The following is a 22,358-nucleotide window of genomic DNA, read 5'->3' as shown; positions in this document are numbered from 1 at the left end:
GTCCACTTCCTTGACCTGTGAGTTCTTACGCGACCGCTTCGTGCAGGCGGGCGGCCTGTTTGTCCTTGAGCGGGCCTATGACCGACAAGGACGGGCGCCGTCCCAGGATGTCGCGTGCGACCTCGCGCACCTCGTCCGGGGTCACCGCGGCGATACGCGCGAGCATGTCGTCGACCGACATCTGCTCGCCCCAGCACAGCTCGCTCTTGCCGATACGGTTCATCAGCGCGCCGGTGTCCTCGAGTCCGAGAACCGTGGAGCCGGAGAGCTGGCCGATGGCGCGGCTGATCTCGTCGTCGCTGAGCCCGTCGCGCGCGACCTGGTCGAGCTCGTCGCGGCAGATCTTCAGGACGTCGTGCACCTGGTTCGGGCGGCAGCCCGCGTAGACCCCGAACAGGCCGCAGTCCGCGAAGCCCGAGGTGTACGAGTACACGCTGTAGGCCAGGCCGCGCTTCTCGCGGACCTCCTGGAAGAGGCGCGAGGACATGCCGCCGCCGAGGGCGGTGTTGAGGACGCCCATGGCCCAGCGGCGCTCGTCGGTGCGGGCCAGGCCCGGCATGCCGAGGATGACGTGGGCCTGCTCGGTCTTGCGGCCGATGACCTCCATGCGGCCCGCCGCGCGCAGCGCCTTGCTGCCGGTGCGCGGGCCGACCGGGGCGGCGGGCGCGACGTCCAGGGCGCCTGCCCTCTCGAAGGCCGCGCGGACCTGGCGTACGACCTTGTTGTGGTCCACGTTGCCCGCGGCGGCGACGACCAGGTGGGTCGGGTCGTAGTGCTTCTTGTAGAAGCGGCTGATCCGGCCTCGGTCGAGGGCGTTGATCGTGTCGACCGTGCCGAGGACCGGGCGGCCCAGGGGCGTGTCGCCGAGCATCGTGTGCGCGAACAGGTCGTGCACGCAGTCGCCCGGGTCGTCCTCGGTCATCGCGATCTCTTCGAGGATCACGCCGCGCTCCGCGTCGACATCCGCCTGCTCTATGAGGGAGCCGGTCAGCATGTCGCAGACGACGTCGATGGCGAGCGGGAGATTGCTGTCGAGCACGCGCGCGTAGTAGCACGTGTACTCCTTCGCCGTGAAGGCGTTCATCTCGCCGCCGACCGCCTCGATCTCCGCGGAGATGTCGAGTGCGCTGCGCCGGGAGGTGCCCTTGAAGAGCAAGTGCTCCAGGTAGTGCGTCGCGCCGTTCAACGCGGGCGTCTCGTCGCGGGAGCCGACGTGCGCCCAGATGCCGAAGGTGGCCGAGCGGACGGAGGGCAGCGTCTCGGTGACGATGCGCAGGCCGCTCGGGAGGGTGGTCCTACGGACCGTCCCGGCGCCGTTCGCGCCCTTGATCAGGGTTTGGGTACGGGCGACGGCCCGCGCCTCCGAAGAGGTGCGGGCCGTCGCCTTGGTGGTACGAGACGTCACTTGTCGGTGTCGTCCTTCGCCTCGTCGCCCTCTTCGCCCTCGACGACGGGGACGAGGGAGAGCTTGCCGCGCGAGTCGATCTCGGCGATCTCGACCTGGACCTTCTGGCCCACACCGAGGACGTCCTCGACGTTCTCCACGCGCTTGCCGCCGGCGAGCTTGCGGATCTGCGAGATGTGCAGCAGACCGTCCTTGCCCGGCATGAGTGACACGAACGCACCGAAGGTCGTCGTCTTCACGACGGTGCCCAGGTAGCGCTCGCCGACCTCCGGCATGGTCGGGTTGGCGATGCCGTTGATCGTGGCGCGGGCGGCCTCGGCCTGCGAGCCCTGGGCGGCACCGATGTAGATGGTGCCGTCGTCCTCGATCGTGATGTCGGCGCCGGTGTCCTCCTGGATCTGGTTGATCATCTTGCCCTTCGGGCCGATGACCTCACCGATCTTGTCCACCGGGATCTTGACGGTGATGATCCGCGGGGCGTTCGGGGACATCTCGTCCGGGACGTCGATCGCTTCCATCATCACGTCGAGGATGTGGAGGCGGGCGTCACGGGCCTGCTTGAGGGCGGCGGCCAGGACGGAGGCCGGGATGCCGTCGAGCTTCGTGTCGAGCTGGAGCGCGGTCACGAACTCCTTGGTGCCGGCGACCTTGAAGTCCATGTCGCCGAAGGCGTCCTCGGCACCGAGGATGTCGGTCAGGGCGACGTAGTGCGTCTCGCCCTTGATCTCCTGGGAGATCAGACCCATGGCGATACCGGCGACGGGGGCCTTCAGCGGCACACCGGCGTTCAGCAGCGACATGGTGGAGGCGCAGACCGAGCCCATCGACGTCGAGCCGTTGGAGCCGAGCGCCTCGGAGACCTGGCGGATCGCGTAGGGGAACTCCTCGCGCGTCGGCAGGACCGGCACGATCGCGCGCTCGGCGAGCGCGCCGTGGCCGATCTCGCGGCGCTTGGGGGAGCCGACGCGGCCCGTCTCACCGACGGAGTACGGCGGGAAGTTGTAGTTGTGCATGTAGCGCTTGCGGGTCACCGGGGAGAGGGTGTCCAGCTGCTGCTCCATGCGCAGCATGTTCAGCGTGGTGACGCCCAGGATCTGGGTCTCGCCGCGCTCGAACAGGGCCGAGCCGTGCACGCGCGGGATGGCCTCGACCTCGGCGGCCAGGGTGCGGATGTCGGTGACACCGCGGCCGTCGATGCGCTTCTTCTCCTTGATGACGCGCTCACGGACCAGGGACTTGGTCAGCGAACGGTACGCGGCGGAGATCTCCTTCTCGCGGCCCTCGAACTGCGGGAGCAGCTTCTCGGCGGCCAGACCCTTGACGCGGTCCAGCTCGGCCTCGCGGTCCTGCTTGCCCGGGATGGTGAGGGCGGCGGACAGCTCGGTCTTGACCGCGGAGGTCAGGGCCTCGAGCACGTCGTCCTGGTAGTCCAGGAAGATCGGGAACTCGGCGGTCGGCTTGGCGGCCTTCGCGGCGAGGTCCGACTGGGCCTTGCACAGCACCTTGATGAAGGGCTTCGAGGCGTCGAGACCGGCGGCCACGACCTCCTCGGTCGGCGCCTCCGCGCCGCCCGCGACCAGCTGGATGGTCTTCTCGGTGGCCTCGGCCTCGACCATCATGATCGCGACGTCGCCGTCCTCCAGGACGCGACCGGCGACCACCATGTCGAAGACGGCGTCCTCGAGCTCGGTGTGCGTCGGGAACGCGACCCACTGGCCGTTGATCAGCGCGACGCGGACGCCGCCGACCGGGCCGGAGAAGGGCAGACCGGCCAGCTGGGTGGACGCGGACGCGGCGTTGATCGCGACGACGTCGTACAGGTGGTCGGGGTTGAGCGCCATGATCGTGGCGACGACCTGGATCTCGTTGCGCAGGCCCTTCTTGAAGGACGGGCGCAGCGGGCGGTCGATCAGGCGGCAGGTGAGGATCGCGTCCTCGGACGGGCGGCCCTCGCGGCGGAAGAAGCTGCCGGGGATCTTGCCCGCGGCGTACTGCCGCTCCTCGACGTCCACCGTGAGGGGGAAGAAGTCGAGGTTTTCCTTGGGGTTCTTCGAGGCCGAGGTGGCCGAGAGCACCATGGTGTCGTCGTCGAGGTAGGCGACGGCGGAGCCGGCGGCCTGGCGCGCGAGGCGGCCCGTCTCGAAGCGGATGGTGCGGGTGCCGAAGGAGCCGTTGTCGATGACGGCCTCGGCGTAGTGGGTCTCGTTCTCCACTAAAAATTCTCCGTTACTTTCGTCTGTTTCGTCTTTTGTCCACTGCTGCCCGTGTGGCAGCGGGACGGGCGGAGAAGCGCGCCGTGAATGCGGGCCGGTCTTCGATCGAAGCTCCCGGGGATCCTCGTGCGTCTCCGGGGGCCACTACCGAGGACCGGCGGCGGCGATGGTGCGCTTCTCCTCTTCGTACGTCACCAGACTACAAAGCCTCGGTGACAGTGCGCACGTACGGCAAAGGGAGCGGCCCCCTAAAAGTGGGAACCGCTCCCCTTCACGCTGCTCTAGCGGGCGCCGGCCGCACCGCGGCGGATGCCGAGGCGCTCGACCAGCGCACGGAAGCGCTGGATGTCCTTCTTGGCCAGGTACTGCAGCAGGCGGCGACGCTGGCCGACCAGGATCAGCAGACCACGACGGGAGTGGTGGTCGTGCTTGTGCGTCTTGAGGTGCTCGGTCAGGTCCGAGATACGGCGGGAAAGCATGGCGACCTGGACCTCGGGGGAGCCGGTGTCGCCCTCCTTCTGGCCGAACTCGGCAATGAGCTGCTTCTTCGTAGCGGCGTCGAGCGACACGCGTACTCCTCGTGGTGTTCATGGCCACCGAGCGCCCCTGGTCTACATCTCAGGGAAGCTTCCGTAACTCGGAGGCGGGGATCCGCTGGGCGCTGTCCCCGCCAATGGAAACGGGGGCGCATACACAAGCGGCCGTCACACAGCGTACCAGCAGCTTGGAGCGCCCCCGAACGGGTGCCTGGATCCCTTGAGACCTAGCTCGTCATCGCGCGCGCGGACGCGTAGACGTCGAAGACGGCGAGGGCGAGCGGAACCAGGGTGAGCAGGACGAACGTCTCGGCGATCTCCAGGAAGCGGCCCCAGAACGGAGTGACGCCGCGGCGCGGGGTGATCAGGCCGATCGCGGTGACCAGGGCGGCGGTCGCGCCGATGGCCGCGGCGATCCACACCGTGCGGATGTCGAGCGAGGTGGTGTCGTTCTTGATGATGGCCTCGCGCACGTAGTCCATCGGGGGGTGCAGCGCGAGGCCGAGTCCGAGGAAGACGAGGGCGGCGAGGCCCGCCGCGAGGGTGGCGCCGACCTGCGCGGTGTAGCGGAACAGGTGGGCGCGCATCAGCATCGCGATGCCGGTGGCCAGGGCCAGGAGCTGGCCCCAGACGTTGCTGGAGAAGCCGAGGACGATCGAGGCGCCGACGGAGACGAGGGCGCAGCCGCCGACGAGCCCGACGAGCAGTTCGTGGCCGCGCCGCGCCTGGGCGGCGACGCGCTCGGCATCGACGGCCTCGTGCGGGTCGGCGGGCTCGGCCGTGGAGTCGTATCCCGCGCGCGCGGGGTTCGGCGCAGCGAAGCCGATGGGCAGCCGGGCGAAGCGCATGGAGAGGCCGGGCAGGAACGCCAGGGCGCTCACCGCGAGCGGCGCGCAGATGGCGGCCGTCTCGATCGGCTTCAGGTCGGTCAGGTTGGCGACGAAGGTGGTGAGCAGCCCGATCAGGGAGGCGAAGACGAACGCCACGAAGGGTCCGTCGCCGCCGGGCGAGATCAGGGTGAGGACGACGGAGGCGACCAGGACCGCCGCGCAGGCGAGGAGGAACTGGAGACGGCCGATGCCCTGGCCCTCGGAGAGCGGGAGGAGGCCCGAGCCCGCCACCGCGATGTTCGGCAGGGCGCCCAGGCCGAGCGCGACCGCCGAGCCGCGGTCGTTGTAGACCCGCGCGCGGATGCACGCGAGGGTGACCAGGAGGACGCCCGCGACGGCCGCGAGGATGCCCTGGAGGCTGTGCATGTCGTGGCGGAGCTCGGAGCTCCAGGCCACGAAGGCGATCAGGGCGGGCAGGACGCCGCCGGCGACGAGGCCCGCCGCGCGCGTGAGGTCGCCGCTCCACAGGGCGCGGTCCTTGGTGACGGCGGAGGCGACGGCCTCGGAGACGTCGTCGTAGACGGCGGGCGGCAGCGACTCGGAGAACGGGCGCAGCGTGAGCAGCTCGCCGTCCAGGATGCGCTGCGCCGCGAAGGAGCGGGCGCTGTCGAGCACCGTGCCGTCACGGCGTACGAGGTGGTAGCCGACGGGGGCGCCCTCGGCGGGGCTCTGCTGGGAGAGCCGCAGGATCTCGGGGTACAGGTCGGCGACCGGTACGTCGTCGGGCAGCGCCACGTCGATGCGGCTGTCGGGCGCCACGATGGTGACGCGGCAGAAGCCGAGGCCCGTGCCTGCTGCGGCAGGGGCTCCGGTACCCGTTGCGCCGGCTCGGCCGGCCGGCGCGGAGGCCGTCATGGTCACCTGCTGTTCCCCCTTGCTCCGTAAAGAAATTGTGTACGTTGCGCGGCGCGGCCCGCGGGCCGGTCACGCGCGCTCTTCCGGCTGGATTCCGGCGAAGGCGCACGGTCCGGACTGCGTGGATTGCCCGGTTTCTCTGGGCGGATTCGCACCTGCTCACGCGTACCTCCGGCACCCTACCGCCCGCCCGTGTCAGTGGTTGTCAGTAGGATCGCGAACCGCGATCGACGTCCGCCTGACACGGGGCGGCGGACGGAACAACTCGGTCCGTCAAGGGAATTGGTGCAGAGTGAGCCACATCGTCGTCAAGCGCCCACCTCGGGCACTGCCGTCCGAGGTGCCCACGCAGGAGGTGGTGCTGCAGCCGCCGCCGGAGCTCCCACGTGGGCAGCAAGAGGGCGCGCTGATGCAGATCCTGCCCATGCTCGGCATGGGCGGCTCGGTCGTGTTCTTCTTCAACCCCCAGGCCCAGCCCTTCATGAAGATCATGGGCATGGTCATGGTGGCGTCGACGATCGCGATGGGCATCGCGATGCTGGCCCGCTACCGCAAGGGCAACCAGGGACAGATGGCGGACATGCGCCGCGACTACCTGCGCTATCTGTCGCAGACCCGGCGCGAGGCGCTCGGCACGGCCCGCAAGCAGCGCGACGCGCAGTACTACCTGCACCCTTCGCCCGAGCAACTGTGGGCGCTCGTCGCCGAGGGCAGCCGGGTCTGGGAGCGGCGCAGCGGTGACGAGGACTTCGGGCAGGTCCGGGTGGGCCTCGGCCCGCAGGGGCTCGCCACTCCCCTGGTGCCGCCGCAGACCGCCCCGGTCGACGAGCTGGAGCCGCTGACGGCCGGCGCGATGCAGCGCTTCCTGGCCACGCACAGCACGCTCGAAGAGCTGCCGATGGCGGTCTCGCTGCGCGCCTTCTACCACGTGTCCGTCAGCGGCGAGCCGGACACCGTGCGCGGCTCCGCCCGCGCCCTCGTCGCCTCGCTCGCCTCGATGCACTCCCCCGAGGACCTGGTCATCGCGGTCGCCGCCGGGCGCCAGACCGTGCCGGAGTGGGAGTGGGCGAAGTGGCTCCCCCACAACCAGGTGCCGGGGCTCACCGACGGCGCGGGCTCCCGCCGCCTCATCAGCACCGACCCCGGCGAGCTCGAAGAACTGCTCGGCACGCGCCTTGAGGGGCGGCCGCGCTTCCACCCGGGCGGCGCCCCGGTGCCGGAGAAGCCGCACCTGGTGGTCGTCCTCGACGGCGTCTCGCTGCCGCCCACGTCGATGCTGGCCAGCCCCGAAGGTCTGCAGGGCGTCACGGTCCTGGAGGTCGTGCCCGGCGACCTCGCGGCCGGGCGCGGCGACCTCTCCGTCGTCGTCCACCCGAAGGTGCTGCGCCTGGAGTCCGCGCACGGCATGGTCTACGAGGGCACCCCGGACGTCCTCTCGTACGCCGCCGCCGAGGCGCTCGCGCGCCAGCTCGCGCCGCTGCGCATGGCGACGGGCGGCGACAGCGACGACGAGCCGCTGCTCGCCAACCTCGACTTCACCGACCTGATGAACCTGGGGGACGCCGCGGCCGTCGACACCAAGCGCACCTGGCGCCCGCGCTCGCAGGCCGAGCGGCTGCGCGTGCCGATCGGTGTCGGCGACGACGGCCGTCCCGTCATGCTCGACCTGAAGGAAGCCGCGCAGGAGGGCATGGGCCCGCACGGTCTGTGCGTCGGCGCCACCGGCTCCGGCAAGTCGGAGCTGCTGCGCACCCTGGTGCTCGGTCTCGCGGTGACGCACTCCTCCGAGACGCTGAACTTCGTCCTCGCGGACTTCAAGGGTGGTGCCACCTTCGCGGGCATGGCCCAGATGCCGCACGTCGCGGCCGTGATCACCAACCTCGCCGACGACCTCACGCTCGTCGACCGCATGGGTGACTCGATCCGCGGTGAGCTCAACCGCCGCCAGGAGATGCTCCGCGACGCGGGCAACTACGCGAACATCCACGACTACGAGAAGGCGCGCGCGGCCGGTGCCCCGCTGCAGCCGATCCCGTCACTCGTCCTGGTGATCGACGAGTTCAGCGAGCTGCTGACCGCGAAGCCGGACTTCATCGAGATGTTCGTGCAGATCGGCCGCATCGGCCGCTCCCTCGGCGTGCACCTGCTGCTCGCCTCGCAGCGCCTCGAGGAAGGCCGTCTGCGCGGCCTGGAGACCTACCTGTCCTACCGGATCGGTCTGCGGACCTTCTCCGCCGCCGAATCCCGCGCGGCTCTCGGCGTCCCGGACGCGTACGAGCTGCCGAACGTGCCGGGTTCCGGCTTCCTGAAGTTCGGCACCGACGAGATGGTCCGCTTCAAGGCGGCGTACGTGTCGGGCGTCTACCGCACCGGTTCGGCGCGGGTCACGACGCCCGGCGGGCCCCTTCCGGTGGACCGGCGCCCCGCGCTGTTCACGGCGGCCGAGGTACCCGTGCAGTACATCCCCGTGCCGCAGCAGCGCGAGGAGGAGGCGCCGCGCGACGACAAGGACGACGCGCTCGCCGACACCGTGCTCGACGTCATCGTGCGGCGCCTGGAGGCGCAGGGCCCGGCGGCGCACCAGGTGTGGCTGCCGCCGCTGGACAGCCCGCCGTCGCTCGACTCGCTGCTGCCCGGCCTCGCGCCCGTGCAGGGCCGCGGGCTCACCCAGCCCGGTTACGAGGGCGCCGGGCGCCTCGTCGTCCCCGTCGGCCTCGTCGACAAGCCGTACGAGCAGCGGCGCGACCCGCTGTGGATCGACTTCGGCGGCGCCGCGGGCCACATGCAGATCCTGGGCGGTCCGCAGTCGGGCAAGTCGACGCTGCTGCGCTCGATCATCGCGTCGTTCGCGCTGACCCACACGCCGCAGGAGGTCCAGTTCTACGGGCTCGACTTCGGTGGCGGCGGTATGGCGGCCGTGCAGGGCCTGCCGCACGTGGGCGGCGTGGCCTCGCGCCTCGACCCCGAGAAGGTGCGCCGTACGGCGGCCGAGGTCTACGGCGTCCTGACCCGGCGCGAGGAGTACTTCCGCACGGCGGGCATCGCCTCGATCGCCGACTTCCGCAACCGCCGCGCGCGGGGCGACATCTCGGTCACGGACCAGCCCTGGGGTGACGTGTTCCTGGTCATCGACGGCTGGGGCAACTTCCGCTCGGACTACGAGGCGTTGGAGCCGCTGGTCCTGGACATCGCCGCGCGCGGTCTCGGCTACGGCATCCACGTGATCCTGACGGCGTCGCGGTCCATGGAGGTCCGGGCGAACATGAAGGACCACCTCATGAACCGCCTGGAGCTGCGGCTCGGCGACACGATGGACTCCGAGTTCGACCGCAAGATCGCGGCAAACGTCCCGACCGGCGTGCCCGGCCGTGGCCAGACGCCGCAGAAGCAGCACTTCATGGCGGCGGTCCCGCGCATCGACGGCCTGTCCTCCGACACGGACCTCGCCGAGGCCACGTCGGCGCTCTCCGCCGAGGTCACCCGGCACTGGACGCAGCCCGGCGCCCCGGAGGTCCGGCTGCTGCCGCGCGAGTTCGCGGCGCGTCAGCTCCCGCCGGGCGACCGTTTCCCGGAGCGGGGCATCGCGTTCGCGCTCGACGAGGACAACCTGGAGCCGGTCTTCGTCGACTTCGACCAGGACCCGTTCTTCCTGATCTTCGGCGAGAGCGAGTCCGGCAAGTCGAACCTGCTGAAGCTGCTGATCCGCCAGCTCACCCAGCGCTACAGCGGCGACACCTGCAAGCTGTTCGTCGTCGACAACCGGCGCTCGCTGCTCGACGTCACCCCGGCCTCCCACCTGGCCGAGTACATCCCGATGTCGAACCAGATGGGGCACCACATGGACGCCCTGGTCGACCTCATGCAACGCCGCACGCCGACCGCGGACGTGACGGCCCAGCAGCTGCGCGACCGCAGCTGGTGGCGCGGCCCCACGGTCTACGTGGTCATCGACGACTACGACCTGGTGTCGACGTCCAGCGGCAACCCGCTCTCCGGCCTGACCGAACTCCTGCCCTTCGCGCGCGATGTCGGCGTCCGCTTCATCATCGCCCGCTCCACGGCCGGTTCCGGGCGTGCCGGTTACGAGGCGTTCATGCAGCGCGTCAAGGAGCTCGGCGCGCAGGGCGTCGTCCTCGCCGGTGACCCGAACGAGGGCGACCTGCTCGGCGGCGTGCGCCCGCGCGCGATGCCGCCGGGCCGCGGCACGTTCGTCTCGCGCAAGCGGGGCAAGCCGTTGGTCCAGGTGGGCCTGGAGCAGTAGACCCGCCCGCCCGGGCGCTCTGGTGCTCTGGCGCTCTGGTGCTCTGGCGCTCTGGCGCTCTGGCCGGATCCGCGAAGGGGGCCGCACTCTATGGGGTGCGGCCCCCTTCGTCCTGCGTACGGGGTGATCTGCCGGGACTCACGGGTCGGCGGGGACCGCGCCAAGTAGGGTGACCGCGCAAGTACTTCGCACGTCCGGAAGGGGCCGCTCACCATGGCGGACGCACAGGAGCACACCGCTCAGGAGTCTCGGCAGCCCGAGACCCCCGAGGAGATCACGGCCCGCAAGGAGCGCGAGAAGGACGAGCTGTACGCGCTCGACATCTCCGGCGTGGAGTGGCACAGCGCCCCCGGCACGGAGGACCAGGAGGAGCGCGTCGAGATCGCGTACCTGCCGGACGGCGCGGTCGCGATGCGGTCGTCCCTGGAGCCGGAGACGGTGCTGCGGTACACGGAGGCGGAGTGGACGGCGTTCGTCCTTGGCGCCAGGGACGGGGAGTTCGATCTGGAGCCGACGGTGGCGAACGGCGGGGTGACGGAGGCGGAAGCGGAAGCGCGGGAGCAGCAGGCGGTACCGGAGCAGCAGGCGGTACGTGGCTCTGAGCAGGCCCAGTAACTCGAACTCGGCACGCACTTCGCAGCCACGAGCAACGAGTCACGAGCCAAAAGCCAAGAGCCACGACCATGGATACGCCGCCATGACCATAGATCCGGACACACCGTCCGCCGGTACCCCCGCGCCCTCCGTATGGCGGCTCGGTGGCGGCTGGCTGCGCCGCCACCGGCTGGTGGCGGGTGCGGCGGCCGTGGTGGTTCTCGCGACGGCGGTCGTCGTGCCGGTGACGCTCGCGGACCCGGCCGACGCGACGCCTTGCCGGCACGTTCCGGCCTCGACCCGCGGGACGACACGAGCCGCATGAGCCGCGCCCGGCAGCTCCTGGACCACGACACGTACTGCGGTGACGGCGCGCGGGACGTCGGCCGGGTGATCGTGGCGGCCGCGTCCTCGGCCCCCGGGAAGCCGCACAGCGCGCCGCAGGCCCGTAGCGCGTACGCGGTGCTGTCCGCGCTCTCCGGACGGAGCGGCATCCCGGCGGGGCTCGAGACCGCGGTGGCGCGTGTGATGGCCGAGTACGTCGTCGACGTGGCCCGCGCGCAGTCGGCGGGGATCGATCGCGACGCGACGGGGCCGGTCGAGCCGGGCACCGGTGCCGCCGCCCTGGACGACGCGGGCCGCGCGGAGTACGGCCCGTTCCTCGACCCGCGCGAGACGCACGCGGCGTTCGGCTACGAGGACCGGCCGGCGGGCGCGGAGTACGTCACCTCCGACGTGCTGACGTCGCGCCTGTCCCGGAACCCCGAGGCGTTCGCGATCCTCTACGACGCCGAACGCGCCTACTTCGCGTACTACTTGGAGCGCCTGACGGACCGCGGCGGCGACCCGGCGGCGCGGCTGACCGCCGAGCGGAAGGCGGACGCCGAGAAGTCCGCCTCGGACTGGCGGCGCTACGACCTCACGCAGCCCGACACGGACCTGGGCGGCATCGCCGAGCGCATCGGCACGTTGGCGGGGCTGCGGACGGCTTACGCGACGGACGGCGACATCGAGGACCTGGCCACGTTCGACCGCCTGGTGCGCGAGCACACGCGGGGCGCGTACCGGCCGTCGGCGCGGCGCGTGACGGCGCGCCCGCCGATGAACACGATCGCGGCACGGCGCACGACGGGCGACGTGCGCGGGGATCTCTTCGACGGGCGCGAGCAGTTGAACGCCGCCCTCGAGGGGTGGGTGCGTGAGCGAGGGGTGAGCGCGGAGCGGGCCGCGCAGTTGCGGGATCTGGTGGACGAGCGGTACGTGTCGGGGTTGTGGTCGGCGTCTTTGCGGTGGGGGCAGCGTTGAGGGCCACCCGAACCGGCAACGGGTGTGCGGTTCAGAACGTGAAGTCCGGCTTGCCCGCACAATGGCCCGCGCGGCGCATCTGATCCGCCACGAAGGCGCGGAGCAAGCGCTTGCGCACCGTGTCACTGACGCTTTGCTCGTCCGAGTCGTTCCTGCCCGTTTCGCGCCCGGCGGTGAGGGAGAAGTTGGCGCGGGCGCCGTCGCAGTGGGCGACCGCGGTCATCGGGTCGCGCACCGCGGCGTAGGAGTCGCGGCTGAGGAAACGGGTGCCCCAGTCGCCGTACCAGGCGTGCAGGGTGACCGCCTGGGTGTCCGGGCCCGCGAGCGCGCAGGTCGTCATCATGGACGCGGGCCGGCCGGTGGCGGACACCGTCCACGTGTCGGCGTGCGGCAGCCCGGCGGTCGCCGCCCAGCCGCAGGCGGTCCGCGCGGCGTCGGGCACGGAGACGCTCCGGGCGGGCGCCTTGCCGTCGTCGCGGGCGGCCGGGTCGGCGAGCGCCGAGCGTGCGGCGGCGCCGGTCACCTTCAGCGGGGCGGCGTCGCAGCCCACTTCGCGCGCGGCCGCGTCGGTGAAGGAGGCGGCCGCGCGGTAGGCCGCTCCCGGCACGCCGTGCAGGGCGTCGCGGGCCACGGCGACGCGGGTCAGCAGCGCTTCCGGCCCGCCCTCGCCTCGTCCTCGTCCTCGTCCTCGGCAAGGGACCCGCAGCACGATGTTCTGCAGCCGGTCCACGAACCCGGGCAGCCCGTCCGGCAGCGCCTCCTGGTACTCGGTCCCGTACTGCGGGAGGGACACGCGCATCTCGCGGTCCCGGTCGTCGGCGCGCGTGTACGCCTCCATGCGCAGCAGTGACCAGTCGCGGGCGTCGTGCTCGCCCGCCTTCACGGTGAGGGTGCAGGTGTAACTGCCGAGCCCGGAGATCCGCCGCGCCTTCGACTCCTTCAGATGCACGTCGTCGGGGGTGAGCGAGTCGACGACCGACTTCGGGACGGCTCCGTCGCAGACGTTGCGGGCGACGAGGTGGTCACGGACGGTGGGTTCGGCGACGTAGGTGGCTGTGCCGAGGACGGCGGCAGCCAGGGCGGTCCAGAGGAGGGTGTGTCCGGTGCGTCGCTTCACTTTGCGGGGTCCCCTGTGGAATTCGGCGCCGTCAGCGGGTCGGAGGAGGTCGTACGGGGTCAGAAGACTGTCAGAGCGGTCACGGCGCTGTCGTTCATGACGAAGACGCGGTTGCCGTCGGCGGCGATCCGTTGCTTGTCGGTCAACGGGAGGTCGTAGCTCCACACGCGCCCGCCATCGCCTGACAGCACCGTGTTCACGCTGACGTACTGCTTTTTGCCCTCTTCGTCGTTGGTCTGCAAGGACCAGGCACCCTGGCCCTGCACGAGCACCGGCTGGTAGGTGTCGGCCGCCCAGACGCTTCGCCAGACCTCACTGCCGTCGCGCGCCGCCAGCCGCCGGGGGAGATAGCCCCCATTGGCGTAGACGGCGTCGCCGTGGACCGTCGGTGGCCCCCAGTACTCGCCGACGATCTCGGGCCTTCTGATCGTGGCCTGCCAGATCACCTTGCCGTCCGTGATGCGGCGTGCCTCCAGCGTCCTGCCGTTGACGTACACCCGGTCCCCGTCCACGGCGAAGCCGACATCGGCGTCGGCGGTCTCGGTCCTGGTCCATGCCGGTCGTCCGGTGCGGGTGTCCAGCGCCAGGACCCGGCCTTTGCCCGTGGACAGCAGGAGACGCTGCCGGGCGGCGACAGCCTCGAGCCGCACGCTGTCGCCCCGGAACTCGGCCGGGGCCCTGACCGTCCACCGAACCTTCGCGTCGGCCTGTCCGACACTGCGCAGCCGACCGGTCTTGGTGAAGAGATACACGGCCTCGTCGTCGGCGGCGAACAGGAGTTCCGCCTCGGCGGCGGGACACGTCCACTTGGGCACGCCGGTCGACGCCACGTACGTACGCAGGACGCCCTTCTCATCGGTCACCGCCACGAGCCGGTCCGACAACGACAGGTACCCCGACTCCGGGCGGGCGCCCGGTGCGCTCCAGCGGCGTTCGCCGCTCCTGACGTCGTACGCGGCGACACCTCCGCTGGCCGCACCGAAGACGAGCACGTCCCGCACCGGGAGCAACGTCGGCGAATATACGTTCGCCTCGTCCTCCAGACCCCAGACGATGCCCGGCTCGCCGAGCCCGATCGATGGGCCGCCGACTCTCTCCTCAAGAGCCTGCAGGGGCGTACGCGCCGCCGGCGGGATGTCGAAGGGGTCGTTCTTGGCGGCCGGCCGGGGCGCCTCGCCCTTCGCTCGCCCGGTGAACCACCAGGCACCGGCGGCGCCTCCCGCCGCGACCACGACGCCGCCCGCGGCGAGCCCCGTGAGCAGTCCGCGGCGTCCGACCGACGGTCCGCGCTCCGCCTGGGAACCACCCGTGACCTGCGTGGTCAGCTGGTGCGCCGTACGCTCCCGCTCCTTGATGGCATCGGCGAACGCACCCCGCCGCCACGCCTGTTCGGCCCCTTTCGGCGGCGCCATCGCCGGGGCGATCCGGGCGGGCGCGGGCCGCTGCGCCGGATCCTTGGCGAGGCACGGGGCGATGAGCTCGGCCAGCCGCGGAGGGACACCGGTGAGTCGCGGCTGGTCGTGCACTACGGCGTACTGGACGGCCGCGACGTGCGTACCGTCGAAGGCCCGCTGCCCCGTCGCCGCGTAGACGAGGACGGCCCCGAGCGAGAAGACGTCCGCGGCCGGGGCGACGCGCTGCCCGAGCACCTGCTCGGGCGCGCCGTAGCCCGGGGTGACGGGCACCTGCCCGGTGGTGGTGAGCGTGAGCCCGTGCTCGGGCCGGGCGATGCCGAAGTCGATGACGCGCGGGCCACCCGATGTCAGCACGATGTTCGGCGGCTTGAGGTCACGGTGGACGAAGCCCGCGGCGTGGATGTCGACGAGGGTACGGGCGAGCGACGCGGCCAGCGCGCGCACGGCGGGCTCGGGGAACGGTCCGAAGGTCCCGACGGCCTGGTCGAGCGTGAGCCCGGCGAGGAACTCGGTGGCGATCCACGGCCGCCCGCCCTCGGTCCAGGCCCCGAGCACGGCGGCGACGCCCGGACTGCGCACGGCCTGCGCGGCCTGCGCCTCGCGCACGAAACGCTGGGCGAGGTTGTTGTCGTGCGCGAGTTCGGGCCGCAGCACCTTCACGGCTGCGAGGGCCCCGGACGCGTCCTGACCCACGTAGACCTTGCCCATGCCACCCTCCCCGAGCACGCCCGACAGGCGGTACGGGCCGAGGCGGAGGGGGTCGCCGGCGCCGAGGGGCTTCATGGGCGGGCCTTTCTGGTGAGAGGTGGGTGTACGGGTCCGCCGCTCAACTCAGCGGGTAGGCGCTCATGGTCGTCTCCCCCATGCCGAGGACGAACCGGTCCGGGGTGTCCACGTAGAACCGCGTGGCGCGCGTCTTGTACGTCCGCGCGATCCGGTGCGTCCGCAGATCGATCGCGTGCAACTGGACCCCGTTGCGGTAGTAGCCGTACCGCTTGCCGATGACGGGCCGCCAAGCCAGGGAGACTCTGCTGAGTTCGGTCGACCGCTCGGTCCATGCCACGCTTCCGTCGTCCGCCGACACAGCCGTGAGACCGGCGTCCTGTCCGACCGCGTACACGACGCCCGAGACGACCATGGGCGGGCTGTACGCGCGTCCGGCCTTGGTCGCCCATGTCTCATCCCCGTCGGTGAGACGCAGGGCGCGCAGCCGGTCGCCGCCCAGGTAGAGATGTCCGTCATCGACGGCGAGGTCGCTCAGGAGAGCGATGAGGTCGTCGACCCGCCCGTACGGCCGGTCCCAGAGGACGTCACCGGTCCGGGTGGACCGGACGACGACGCGCACGGTCTTGGGCTCGGTCTCCTGCAAGGTCACCAGACGGTCGCCGACGACCTCGGCGGCGAGGAAGTGCAGCCGGTGGCTCTTGTCGGGACGTGCCGGCAGCGGTTTCGACCACAGTTGCTCACCGGAGTCCGTGTCGACAGCCCGGAGTGTGAACTTCTGCGTGGCGAGGAAACCCTCCGAGGACTCCTTACCGGCACCGACGGCCACGTAGGCGACTGTGCCGGACACCCGGAGGAGTTGATTGCCGTCCAGGCCGCCGTTGGTGCCGCCCAGGACACCCGCGGTCGGGTGCACGTAGTCCTGTGCCTCGTCCCACGTCGCGACACCGGCCGGGGGCGTGCGCGCCCCGGTGTCGAAGTTGCGGTTGAGCCGGTACTCCGTGCCGTTCACCGCCTGTGTCTGCCAGGGGCAGCAGTCCGCTCGGATGTCTTCCTTGCGCAGACCGCTGTCCGGGTTGAAGCGCAAGGTCACCGCGCGGAAGGGGACGTGGATGTCACCCTCGACGGCGAAGGGGACAGCCGGGCCGTAGCCGTAGATGAGGTACGAGGCCTGCTCGTTCTCCCACACCGGATCGAGATTGCGCGTCTGCACGGGACCGTTCGTGCCCTTCCCGTTCCCGCCGCCGCTCTCCGCCTGCGCGGAGCGCCACCACCACGTCCCGCCACCGGCCACCGCGGCGGCGACCGCCACCCCTCCGGCAAGGAAGGCGCGCCGAGAGGATCTGGTCTTCGTGCTGGTGGGGGTCGCGGGCGCCGTCTCCGCGGCGACCTGCGGGGCCGGCAGCCGCTGCGGCCGCAACTGCCACACGTCCGCCGCCCGCCGCCCGAGCTCCGCGAGCAGCCCGGCCGGGAGGTGATCGACGAACTCTCCGCGTCCGTCATGCAGGTGAGCGGCGAGCTGCTCGGTGGTGGGCCGCCGCGCCGGATCCTTGTGCAGGCACTGGGCCAGTACGGGGACGAGCGCGGCGGGCACGCCGGTGAGGTCCGGCTCGCTGTAGCGCACCCGGTACAGCAGGTCGGCGGCCTGCCCGCGCCCGAACGGGCCGCTGCCCCGGGCCGCGTACACCAGCACACCGGCCATCGCGAAGACGTCCCCGGCCGGGCCGTGCTCGAGGCCTGTGGCCTGCTCCGGCGACATGAAGGCGGGGGTGCCGACCGCGGAACCGGTGCGGGTGAGCCGGTCGTCGCCGATGGCGCGGGCGATGCCGAAGTCGATGACCTTCGGGCCGTACGCGGTGACGAGCAGGTTGGACGGTTTCAGGTCACGGTGCACGACCTCGCTGCGGTGCAGCTGGCCGAGGGCCGTGCAGAGCGCGGCGCCCAGCGCGCGAACGGCCTGCTCGGGCAGTGGACCGACCGCCTCCACGGCCTCGTCGAGCGCGGGCCCGAGCACGTACTCGGTGGCGAACCAGGGCGTCGGTACCGCCAGCGGATCGGCGTCGAAGACCTTCGCTCCGAACTGCCCGCCGATGACGCGCGCCGCGTCGACCTCGAGGCGGAACCGGGTCCGCGCCGCCGGGTCCTCGGCGATGCCGGGATGCATGGTCTTCAGCGCGACGGTACGGCCGCCCGCGCTCCGGGCGACGTAGACGGTGCCCATGCCGCCGCTGCCGAGCCGCGCGATGAGGCGGTACGGGCCGAGGGTGGCGGGGTCGTCGTGGGCGAGGGGTCTGGGCATCGGGGCGTCGCGTCCGTCGTATCGGTGAGGTGCGGTGAGGTGCTGCGGTTCGGTGAGATGCGGTGCTATGGGTGCTGGTGGAACGGCCCGGCCGCCGCGACGGCCGTCTCCGCCGCGAGCACGGACGCCGCCTGGTGTGCGAGCGCCGCGACGATACGGGGCGGGAGCCAGCCGGGGCCGAGGAGGGCGGCGGCCCTTTCGGTGGCGCCGAAACCCAGGGGCGGCTCGGCGGGCCCGTCGATGGAGGCCAACTGGTGGACGACGTCCCTGAGCTGAGGGCGATGCGCCGGATCCCGCGCGAGGCACCCCGCGACGACGGACCGCAACCACGTCGGCACCTCGTCCCGCTCGGGCGCCGTGCTGCCGGTGGCGGCGTACGCGAGGGTCGCGCCCAGCGCGTACACGTCCCCGAGCGGCCTCGGCATCCCGCCCGAGGCCTGCTCAGGGGCGAGGGCACCCGCGTCGATCCCCGACAACGCGGGCGCGGCGGCGCGTACGGCGCCGAAACAGCCGAGGCGGGGCCCGTCGTGGGCGACGAGCACGGCGGCGGGTGAGACTCCGGCGTGGACGAGGTTCTGCCCGTGGGTCACGGAGAGCGTCTCGGCGAGGGCGACACCGAGGGCCCGCACGGTCGCCTCCGGCAGCGGCCCGCCGTGCACGGCGAGGACGGTCGGCAACGGCAGCACCGGTACGTACGGACTGGCGTGCCACGCCACCCCCTTCCCCGGCCCGGCACACTCGGCGGCGGGCAGCGCCCACCTCCCCACCAGGTACCGCGAGGCGTCGGCCTCCGTGATGAAACGGGCCGGGTCGACTCCGGGGGGCGGGGTGCTGAGGAGGACGGTGCGCTCACCGTCCGGGGTACGGGCGATGTACCGCGCAGCGGAGACCTTGGCGACAGAACCGGACCGGTCCAGCGCCGTCAGCACCACATACGGCCCGACCGTCCGCGCCCTCCGCCCCGCCGCGACACCGGTGTCGACCCTCTGCACGTACAACAACTCCCCATCTATTGGCGCGGGCGGCGTGAGCTTACTGAAGCCGCTGTAGCGGCTAGCCATCAGCTGCCGTGGCTCAATCCGCCCTGCCGATTCCCACGGCCATCCACTGCGCGTCCGGCATACGCTCCTCGCCACTCCCCGTCACCCCGGAGTTACCGAAGAAGACCCTGCCGTCCTCGATCACGACGGTCGCTCCGCCGGACGCGGAACCGCTGCCGGAGCCCTGGGGGATGGTGAAACTGTAGTAAGGGCGCTCTTTCCCGGTGGCGGGATCCAGTTCGACGAGGCTCATCGGAGCCACCAGATCCGTTCCCTCCTTGACGGCGAGGATCCGGTCGCCGCTCATCCGGACGGGATGCAACTGCTGGTTGGGGCCCGCATCGAACTTGACGCCCGTTTTTCCGGTGGCCAGGTCGAAGCCGACCAGCCAGTTCGTGTTGTTCCCGAGCGTCTCGCTCGTGGCCCCGCTCAGCACGTAGACCTCGGAATCCGTGACGATGGCGCCGGCGCAGCCGTCTCCCCGCTCGGGATCACACTTCACCTGGTAGTGGTCCCCCTCCATGCGGATCGTCGCCCGGTGCTTTCCGTGGTCGTCGAGTGAGAGCAGGTCCGTGATCTCGTCCTCTCCCGCCTCCACCGCCACGACCGTCGGCTCGCTGGACACGACGTAGGCGTGGACATAGCGAGCGGCACGGTACGTCCACACCACTCGGCCGGATCGCGGCTCCAGCTTCTGGACCTGGTACCGGACGTCCCTGTAGTCCGTCCCGGACGAGCAGCCGACGCTGACGGTCAGCGCCTTTCCGCCTTGGACCTGGTCGTCGTGGCACGGCTTCGTCCGGCCCCGCTCCCAGAGGGTCCGCCCGGACTGCATGTCCACGGCGGCCGTGCCTTCCCACCATGTCGCGACGACCACACCTCGCACCATGGTGATCCGGGTGGGCTCGCCGAAGGACTCCTTCCAGGGGATCTTGCTGTCCCACAGCTTCTCTCCGGTGTCGAGCTCGAACATCACCAGGCGGTCGCAGGCGTCGGGGTCCTTGTTCGTACCGCTCTTGTACGCGACAGCGGTACGGCCGTCGACGGTCACATACGGCGTGGCCGCACAGATCGGCCCCGGCAGGTGCTTCGCCCAGGCGTCCTCCTCCGCTGTGCCGATCTTCACGGCGACAAGGGAGGAGCCGTTCCCTTTCACCAGGGTCTTGTCGGTCACCCACGTACCAGGAGTGGACTGCGACTTCCCCGGGGCGACACCGCGGGCCATCATCGTGGCCTCGAGATGCCCTACACCGCCCTTGGGGCGTGCCTCCACGCTTTCCCGGATGTCGTCCGCCGCAGGTGCCGGCGAGGACTTCTTGTTCAACGCGACCGACGGGTCCGACCCCTTGGGCCAGAGCACCCAGCCGCCGACGAGCAGGGCCGCGACAGCCACGAAACACGCGACGAGTACGTAAGAACGGTGCCGGCTCCGGCCTCGCGCTTGCTGCCGCGACTGCGTGAACTCCGAGGGCGGCGGCCCGAACGTCATGGCAGTCTGTACCTTTCTCCATCGTCGGCCGACTCACCGGCGCAAAAAGAAGGTGGGCGCCTCCCGCGCGCGCCCACCTGAATTCTTTTACAGCGGTTCTGCTACTGGAAGTAGCTGGCCGCCTTCTTGTCGCCGTCCATGTACTGGCCGCCGGACGTACCGACCACGTGGCCGATGCTCTGCAGCGCCGCGTGGATGTCGGCGGCTTCCTTGTCCCACTTCGCCAGCTTCTCGCCGAAGGTGCCCCGCGCCTCACCGGCCCAGTACTCCTGGCTCTTGATCACCAGCTGCTTCAATTCCTGCAGGTCGGACTCGAGGGTCTTCGCCTCGTTGCCGATCTGGGTCGCCGCGCTGTCGAGCCCGTCGTACGTTACGAGCAGGCCGTCGCCGTTACTGACCATTGCGTTTACCTCCGCTGAATTCTGTGTGTGGTCCGACTACTGGTGCGTTCTGCCGCGCTGGTGTCTCAGTAGCCGCTCAGCGAAGAGGCACCGTCCGTGGTCGAGATCTTGGCCACCGAGGAACGCACGTCGTCTTCCGTGCTGTCCTTGATGTTGCGCGTCTTGTTCATCGAGTCGATGACATCGGCCAGGATCTTGCCGATGTTCTGCAGAGAGGTGTTGATCTCCATCTGCTTCTTGTCGAACTCGGCGCGACCGATGCCCTGCCACTTGCCCTCGAGGCCGTCGATGACGCCCTGCAGCTTGTGGACACGCTGGCGGATGCCGTCGTACTTCTCCGACATCTGCTTCTCGAGCTTGATTACTTGCTGGTCTTCGAGCTTCTGCTGCCCGGCCATGGCGCTCCTGCCTTTCCTTAGGTGTGCCCCTGGTTCCAACTGTTTCGACCCAGCCCGCTAGGGGCCGAACCGCTCCCCCGTGGCCCGCCCAAGAGGCGAAGGAATTCCCACGGTTGAAAGTCTCACTGGCTACGACGCGCCCGCATCACAGCGAATCCCCCGCCCCCGATGACGATGACCGCGGCGACGGCGCCGAGCGCAATCCACAACGTATTGCTGTCACTTGACGACGACTTCGCCTCTGATCCTGCCGCTTCGGCGGGGACTTCTGAAGCGTTCTGCGTTGGCTGTGACGAGTCTGATGCAGAAGTGGAGGGCTCTGTCTCGTCCTCGGACGCGGGCTGTGCCGCGCCACCGTTCTCCTTGGCCAGCGGGTCCGTCTCCGCCGGGCCGGCGTCGTAGTCCGGGTTCGCGAGTACGGTGCGGGGGCGCACGGTCCCGTAGCCCGCGTACATGCTCGGGTCGTCCTTCTTCCAGGTGCGGCTCGCCGTGTCGATCAATGAGCGCAGTACCTGGTTCGCCGTCCAGTCGGGGTGAACGGACCAGACCAGGGCGGCGGCGCCCGAGGCGAGCGCGGCGGCCGAACTGGTGCCGCCGTCACGCACGCAGTACGACTGGAAGGACGAGTCGCACCAGCTGGGAATGTTGCTGCCGGGGGCGGCGAGGTCCACGTGACTGCCGTACGAGGAGGTCTTCTCAACCGTTCCGCTCTCGTCCAGCGAGCTGATGCCGACGGCGTACGGGTAGGCGGCCGGATATGAGACGTGCCCGGTCCGTGCGCCTTCGTTGCCGACTGCGGCCATCATCAGCTTGCCCTTGGACGCCGCGTACCGCAGTGCGGCCTCCTGGTCCGGGTCGATGGTCTCCGAACCGAACGACATGCTGAGGATCTTGGCGTCCGAGTCCGCCGCCGCCCTGATCGCCTCGGCGGGCTCCGGCGTCCTGCTCAGCTCCGCCTTGTCCTTGAGCTCCTCCATCTGGATCCGGTAGGGGATGATCTTCGCGTCCGGCGCGATCCCCTTGATGCCGCCTCCTGCGCCCGTCCCGGCGATCAGCTCCGCCATGCTCGTGCCGTGACCGGAGTAGTCCTGCGTCACGTGGTACGACATGGATTTGGCCACCTCGCCGGTGAGCACCTGCCCCTTGAGCGCCGGCGTCCGCGGGTTGACCCCGGAGTCGATGACGGCGATCTTGATGCCCTTGCCGGTGCTGACCTTCCACATCTGCTCGGCCCGCATCGCGTCCAGATACCACTGCTTGGACTGGGCGTCGTAGGCCGCGGCGCCGGGCGCGAACCCCACACTCACCGCGGCCAGCGCGCCGACGACCGCCCCGACCGCACGCGCACGTCTGCCGCTGCGGGCCTTGAGCGGCGCCGGACGATCGGCTCGTCGGCTGGTAGCTGACTTCATGGTGC

The 22,358-nt window shown here is 70.9% G+C and carries 15 protein-coding genes and 1 pseudogene; 4 read left to right on the top strand and 12 right to left on the bottom strand.

Annotated features, from left to right (window positions below):
* Positions 1-25: 25 nt before the first annotated feature.
* From ACH4RC_RS39885 to eccD, 4 genes are all read right to left on the bottom strand, one after another.
* A complete protein-coding gene (locus ACH4RC_RS39885; protein ID WP_398209536.1) occupies positions 26-1,405 on the bottom strand; it encodes a M16 family metallopeptidase in 1,380 nt (459 codons plus the stop codon).
* Complete coding sequence (locus ACH4RC_RS39880; protein ID WP_398209534.1) at positions 1,402-3,618, bottom strand: polyribonucleotide nucleotidyltransferase; 2,217 nt, start codon at positions 3,616-3,618, stop codon at positions 1,402-1,404. The genes ACH4RC_RS39885 and ACH4RC_RS39880 overlap by 4 nt, the downstream gene beginning before the upstream one ends.
* 281 nt (positions 3,619-3,899) lie before the next feature.
* Positions 3,900-4,187, bottom strand: coding sequence for a 30S ribosomal protein S15 (gene rpsO / locus ACH4RC_RS39875; protein WP_398209533.1), 288 nt, complete (start codon positions 4,185-4,187; stop codon positions 3,900-3,902).
* A gap of 194 nt (positions 4,188-4,381) precedes the next feature.
* Positions 4,382-5,899 carry a type VII secretion integral membrane protein EccD gene (gene eccD, locus ACH4RC_RS39870; RefSeq protein ID WP_398209531.1) on the bottom strand — a complete coding sequence of 506 codons (1,518 nt, stop codon included), beginning with the start codon at positions 5,897-5,899 and terminating at the stop codon, positions 4,382-4,384.
* Between the two features lie 292 nt (positions 5,900-6,191).
* On the opposite strand from eccD, the gene eccCa reads away from it, so the two are divergent.
* The 4 genes and pseudogenes from eccCa (at position 6,192) to ACH4RC_RS39850 (ending at position 12,059) form a co-directional block, all read left to right on the top strand.
* The gene (eccCa, locus tag ACH4RC_RS39865) at positions 6,192-10,160 is read left to right on the top strand and encodes a type VII secretion protein EccCa (protein WP_398209530.1); all 3,969 of its coding nucleotides are present in this window, start codon (positions 6,192-6,194) and stop codon (positions 10,158-10,160) included.
* Between the two features lie 213 nt (positions 10,161-10,373).
* Positions 10,374-10,694: pseudogene (locus ACH4RC_RS39860) on the top strand (DUF397 domain-containing protein); the annotation flags it as partial.
* 163 nt (positions 10,695-10,857) lie between these two features.
* Positions 10,858-11,079: a hypothetical protein gene (locus tag ACH4RC_RS39855; RefSeq protein ID WP_398209528.1), complete on the top strand. Its 222-nt coding sequence runs from the start codon at positions 10,858-10,860 to the stop codon at positions 11,077-11,079.
* Positions 11,076-12,059 (top strand): hypothetical protein, encoded by a 984-nt coding sequence (locus tag ACH4RC_RS39850; RefSeq protein ID WP_398209527.1) that lies wholly within the window; start codon positions 11,076-11,078, stop codon positions 12,057-12,059. Before ACH4RC_RS39855 ends, ACH4RC_RS39850 begins: the two co-directional genes overlap by 4 nt.
* A 31-nt stretch (positions 12,060-12,090) precedes the next feature.
* Here ACH4RC_RS39850 and ACH4RC_RS39845 read toward each other — a convergent pair whose 3' ends face one another.
* From ACH4RC_RS39845 to ACH4RC_RS39810, 8 genes are all read right to left on the bottom strand, one after another.
* Complete coding sequence (locus ACH4RC_RS39845; protein WP_398209525.1) at positions 12,091-13,176, bottom strand: hypothetical protein; 1,086 nt, start codon at positions 13,174-13,176, stop codon at positions 12,091-12,093.
* Positions 13,177-13,235: 59 nt separating this feature from the next.
* Positions 13,236-15,374, bottom strand: coding sequence for a serine/threonine-protein kinase (locus tag ACH4RC_RS39840; protein WP_398209523.1), 2,139 nt, complete (start codon positions 15,372-15,374; stop codon positions 13,236-13,238).
* Positions 15,375-15,417: 43 nt separating this feature from the next.
* The gene (locus tag ACH4RC_RS39835) at positions 15,418-17,613 is read right to left on the bottom strand and encodes a protein kinase (RefSeq protein ID WP_398209521.1); all 2,196 of its coding nucleotides are present in this window, start codon (positions 17,611-17,613) and stop codon (positions 15,418-15,420) included.
* A gap of 65 nt (positions 17,614-17,678) precedes the next feature.
* A complete protein-coding gene (locus ACH4RC_RS39830) occupies positions 17,679-18,611 on the bottom strand; it encodes a serine/threonine protein kinase (protein ID WP_398209519.1) in 933 nt (310 codons plus the stop codon).
* A gap of 76 nt (positions 18,612-18,687) precedes the next feature.
* Positions 18,688-20,046, bottom strand: coding sequence for a PQQ-binding-like beta-propeller repeat protein (locus ACH4RC_RS39825; RefSeq protein WP_398209517.1), 1,359 nt, complete (start codon positions 20,044-20,046; stop codon positions 18,688-18,690).
* A 197-nt stretch (positions 20,047-20,243) separates the two neighbouring features.
* Positions 20,244-20,543: a WXG100 family type VII secretion target gene (locus tag ACH4RC_RS39820; RefSeq protein WP_398209515.1), complete on the bottom strand. Its 300-nt coding sequence runs from the start codon at positions 20,541-20,543 to the stop codon at positions 20,244-20,246.
* 65 nt (positions 20,544-20,608) lie between these two features.
* Positions 20,609-20,941, bottom strand: coding sequence for a WXG100 family type VII secretion target (locus tag ACH4RC_RS39815; protein WP_398209514.1), 333 nt, complete (start codon positions 20,939-20,941; stop codon positions 20,609-20,611).
* Between the two features lie 122 nt (positions 20,942-21,063).
* On the bottom strand, positions 21,064-22,353 hold the full coding sequence (locus ACH4RC_RS39810) for a S8 family serine peptidase (RefSeq protein WP_398209512.1): 1,290 nt from the start codon (positions 22,351-22,353) through the stop codon (positions 21,064-21,066).
* Positions 22,354-22,358: the final 5 nt, after the last annotated feature.

The organism is Streptomyces sp. NPDC016845, from assembly GCF_044332585.1.
Lineage (GTDB): Bacteria > Actinomycetota > Actinomycetes > Streptomycetales > Streptomycetaceae > Streptomyces.
Note: the sequence above shows the minus strand (reverse complement) of the source record. Positions and strands in the feature narration are given on the sequence as shown.

Bases quoted from the DNA above. Each gene is read 5' to 3' on its own strand.
- eccD (WP_398209531.1), bottom strand. From the start codon at position 5,899: ATGACGGCCTCCGCGCCGGCCGGCCGAGCCGGCGCAACGGGTACCGGA.
- ACH4RC_RS39855 (WP_398209528.1), top strand. From the start codon at position 10,858: ATGACCATAGATCCGGACACACCGTCCGCCGGTACCCCCGCGCCCTCC.
- ACH4RC_RS39850 (WP_398209527.1), top strand. From the start codon at position 11,076: ATGAGCCGCGCCCGGCAGCTCCTGGACCACGACACGTACTGCGGTGAC.
- ACH4RC_RS39840 (WP_398209523.1), bottom strand. From the start codon at position 15,374: ATGAAGCCCCTCGGCGCCGGCGACCCCCTCCGCCTCGGCCCGTACCGC.
- ACH4RC_RS39835 (WP_398209521.1), bottom strand. From the start codon at position 17,613: ATGCCCAGACCCCTCGCCCACGACGACCCCGCCACCCTCGGCCCGTAC.
- ACH4RC_RS39820 (WP_398209515.1), bottom strand. From the start codon at position 20,543: ATGGTCAGTAACGGCGACGGCCTGCTCGTAACGTACGACGGGCTCGAC.
- ACH4RC_RS39815 (WP_398209514.1), bottom strand. From the start codon at position 20,941: ATGGCCGGGCAGCAGAAGCTCGAAGACCAGCAAGTAATCAAGCTCGAG.
- ACH4RC_RS39810 (WP_398209512.1), bottom strand. From the start codon at position 22,353: ATGAAGTCAGCTACCAGCCGACGAGCCGATCGTCCGGCGCCGCTCAAG.